The following is a 4,095-nucleotide window of genomic DNA, read 5'->3' as shown; positions in this document are numbered from 1 at the left end:
CTAATCTTTTGGCAATATCCCCAGGATGACCGCGATAAGTAGCCATTAAAAAAATATAAACAGATTCATCAAATTCCATCTTACTAATTACCTGACGGACTAAAAACGGCATATCACCATAATAGATCGGAATAATAAAACCAACTCGTTGATATTCTACTTTTATCTTCGCAAGATTTTTTAAAGCTGCTAATGGAATTAAATCACAATCCCCTAGCGCTTCTTTTAAAATCCTTGTTGTAGTAAGACAATTACCGGTACTACTAAAATAATATAATCCTGTTTTCATCAATTTTCCTCCCATTATAGACTAAATACTAAATAAATTCATTATTTCTTCACTTGTCATTGTTGTAATTGCTCCTTGATTATTTTCGACAAAAGTATCCGCAAGATTCTTTTTCTCCTCCTGCAATTTTAAGATTTTTTCTTCAACACTATCTTTCATCACTAATTTATAAACATTAACGACATTTTTTTGACCAATCCGATAAGCTCGATCGGTTGCCTGATTTTGGGCGGACATATTCCACCAGGGATCGTAGTGGATAACTGCCTGAGCAGCCGTTAAATTCAAGCCTGTACCGCCAGCTTTTAATGAAATCAAAAAGACCGTAGTATCATCATGCTGGAACTGTTCAACTAACTGATGGCGTTTTTCTTTAGGAGTCGAACCTGTTAACTTATAATAACTGATTCCTTCTTTTTCTAATTCCTCGCTAATTAAATCAAGCATTGATGTAAACGATGAAAATAATAGCACTTTTTGATTATTTCCCAGGAAATTTCTTATTAAATCCATACAACCCACTAATTTTGAGGAAATACTATGAACATTGTCATAGATTAACCGTGGCTCACAACAAAGTTGTCTAAGACGTGTAAGCATTGCTAGAATTGCAATTCGATCAACATCATCATTATTTAACTGATCTTGTAATTCTTTACTTACCTGCATCAAATTAGCTAAATATAATTTCTTTTCTTCTTCACTAAATTCCAATAAAATCGTTTTTTCAATTTTTTCTGGCAATTCAGATAGTACATCCTTTTTATTTCGTCTTAAAATAAAAGGACTAATCATTTTTTTCAATTCCAGCTGTTTATTTTCATCATGTTCTTTAACGATCAACGATTCATAGTTCTTTTGAAAATAATGATAGTTATAAAGATAACTAGGCATTAAAAAATCAAAGATCGACCACAATTCTGCTAGCGAGTTTTCAATTGGCGTTCCGGTTAAAGCTAAACGATGTTTCGCTTTTAACGATTTTACCGCACTGGCATTTTTGGTTTTAGGGTTTTTAATATACTGAGCCTCATCTAAAATTATATATTCAAAATAATGATCCTGATATAATTCATGGTCACGGCGAAGATAGTCGTAAGTAGTAATTAAAACATCAACATCATTAAAAGCTTTCAAAGCCTGTTTTCGTGCATTTAAATTACCATGAATACATTTACAAGTTAAATGATTAGAAAATTTATTGATTTCACTTTGCCAGTTCAACATTAACGATGATGGACAAATTACTAAACTAGTTTTATCATTAGCACGATTTTCATCCAATAAGGCAATGATTTGTAATGTCTTACCTAATCCCATATCATCGGCTAAAATACCACCTAGTCCATAAGCACTAATTTGTTGTAGCCATTGGTAACCAAATTTTTGGTAATCTCTTAAAATATTTTCATAATGTTTAGATAATGGATAATTTTGATTTTTGATATCACTAAAATTATCAATTATACTTTTGAACTTTTCACTTCGTTCAACCATTAAATGTTCACTGTTTTCAAGCTGATTTTCTACATTAAAAGCTCGATATAACTCAGTATCTAAATGACCATCTTTCATTGTTTTTAAATCAAGATTATTTACTGTTAAAAACTGATCTAATTCTTCTAGTTCATCGGACTGCAAGTATAATAACTTACCATTTTTTAGCCGATGAAACTTTTTCTTACGATGATATGATTTTAATAGACCGGCTAATTCTTCTTTAGGAATATCGATACTATCAACATCGATTGATAATAAATCATTTTCAATTTTGACTCCTACAGTTATTGAAAACTGACTCTTACGACCAATTTTCTGCAGGGCATCACTCACTAAAACTTCACAGTATTTAGATAAAAATGGCAATCCTTCATTTAAAAACTGATAAGTCTTTTCAGCTTCTAATTCAAAACAGGCATAACGGCCGATAATTGCTGCTGCCATTTTCTGTAAATAATCCTCGATCAAATCAAAATTAACTGATGTTTTTTTATTCTGGTGATCAAAACTGTAGATTTCTTGATCTTGCTGCTTGCTTTTAAGATATATTTTGATTAAGTCATTATCATCAATATCACCATATAAAGTTAACTGCTCATCACTAACAACTTCTCCAGGTAATTTAGTTCCTTTGATTACAAAGTAATCTTTGAGATCATCAAAAATATATTTTTTAAAATCTAAAATATCTTCTTTAGCTAATAAAAGTTCCTCTTTACGAGCTAGCGGTAAAAGAAACTGCATTACTTTGCCTTCTTCATCTAACTTAATTACATCAATTTGATTGTCATCAACTAAGTAAATATCCCGGACTCCAAAAAAACCATCGATTTCTTCTAATTTGATTGAGTAATAATCATCAATTGGCTCAATTTCTAAAGTTAATTGTTTTTTTATCTCATTTAGTTTTAAATGCTGGTTACTATTAGTTAAGGAAGATAGCGTTTGATAAATTAAATCAATATTTTCATAGGTAATCCCTAGTTCGTTTTTATTAGCATAGTGATGTTCATCAAGATGATAGCATCCTTTCATTAATTCAATTATTTTTAAAGCATCTTCACTAAAAGCATTTTCATTATGGATAAATTCTAACTGCTTACCATAATAGACTAATTCTTTATTATAAATAGCATCTAAGAAATTTCCGATATTTTTAATTGCATATTTACGTTTATTGCCAACCTTGAATTTTAAAATATATAAATCATAGCCCGTAATAATCTGGACCTCAATATCGTTTTTTAATTGATGCAATGTATCAAATTCAATTTTTTTAGTATTTTTAAAAGCATTAATAATGTTTTTGGTAACTGATAATTCACTATTGATGCGCTGTAATTCCTGCTGCTTTCTTATTTCAGCTATTCTTTCTAAAAAAGAGATTCTTTCTGTTTCAAATTCATTTATATATTCAAACGGATATTCATCAGGTGAAAGTTCCTGGACTTTAAACAACATTGCCCCAACATGACCACAAGCCGAATTTTGATTGCACCAGAAACAGTCACAATGATATGCAATAATTTGATTATCAGTGTCAACAACTGCCCAACATTCATTTTCATAACTGCCATTATCGACCTTACCATCAATTATATATCTACCGTTATTATTTTTAATCGTTATTTTCTTTACATAACCATTTTTACAATATTTTCTAGCGATACTAATATTATTGCTATTGGGTATTATTTTTAATAACTGTTTATCTGTAATTAACATTTCATCCACCTATATCTTAAAATGGCGCTTAAAAAATTTAGCGATTCCATCATCATCAACGCTTTCTGTTACTTCACTAGCAACAGCTTTTAATTCAGCAACGCCATTTTGCATTGCAACTGCATGATTAACCAACTGAAACATTTCCACATCATTGATTCCATCACCAAAAGCATAAGTATCTTCATAAGCAACATTTAACTTTTCATATAGATACTTACAAGCAGTTCCTTTAGTAAACCCTTTACAATAAACATCCATTCTAATTAAACCAGTTTCATATAACACAATTGTAAATTGATCTTTTAACTGTTGATAGGCTTCTTTTAAATCATCAACATTATCAAATAAAACACAACAGCTAATCGCTTTTACATCACTAGCCTGAAAATTTTCGGTTACATTTTTAGGACGCTTTGTCGTTCCTTGAAACATCAAACGATGTTTCACGATCAATTCATCATCTAAACAAGCACACCAGCTTTTTTGATGACCATAAAACATCGCTTTACCATGATATTTTTGATAAACATTCATTTGTTTTTGAATCATAGATTCATCAAATAACTGATCAACCAATG

2 protein-coding genes and 1 pseudogene are annotated in these 4,095 nt (G+C 30.2%); all 3 read right to left on the bottom strand.

All coding sequences use genetic code 11. The features are described 5' to 3' along the window. Positions 1–289 (bottom strand): annotated as a pseudogene (locus J7M77_RS16465) (4Fe-4S ferredoxin); the annotation flags it as partial. Between the two features lie 21 nt (positions 290–310). Then, positions 311–3,514, bottom strand: coding sequence for a DEAD/DEAH box helicase (locus J7M77_RS16460; protein WP_296880534.1), 3,204 nt, complete (start codon positions 3,512–3,514; stop codon positions 311–313). Between the two features lie 9 nt (positions 3,515–3,523). Then, the coding region (locus J7M77_RS16455) for an HAD hydrolase family protein (protein ID WP_296880532.1) at positions 3,524–4,095 on the bottom strand (572 nt) is incomplete at its 5' end.

Source organism: Thomasclavelia sp. (genome assembly GCF_017889095.1).
Lineage (GTDB): Bacteria > Bacillota_I > Bacilli_A > Erysipelotrichales > Coprobacillaceae > Thomasclavelia.
Note: the sequence above shows the minus strand (reverse complement) of the source record. Positions and strands in the feature narration are given on the sequence as shown.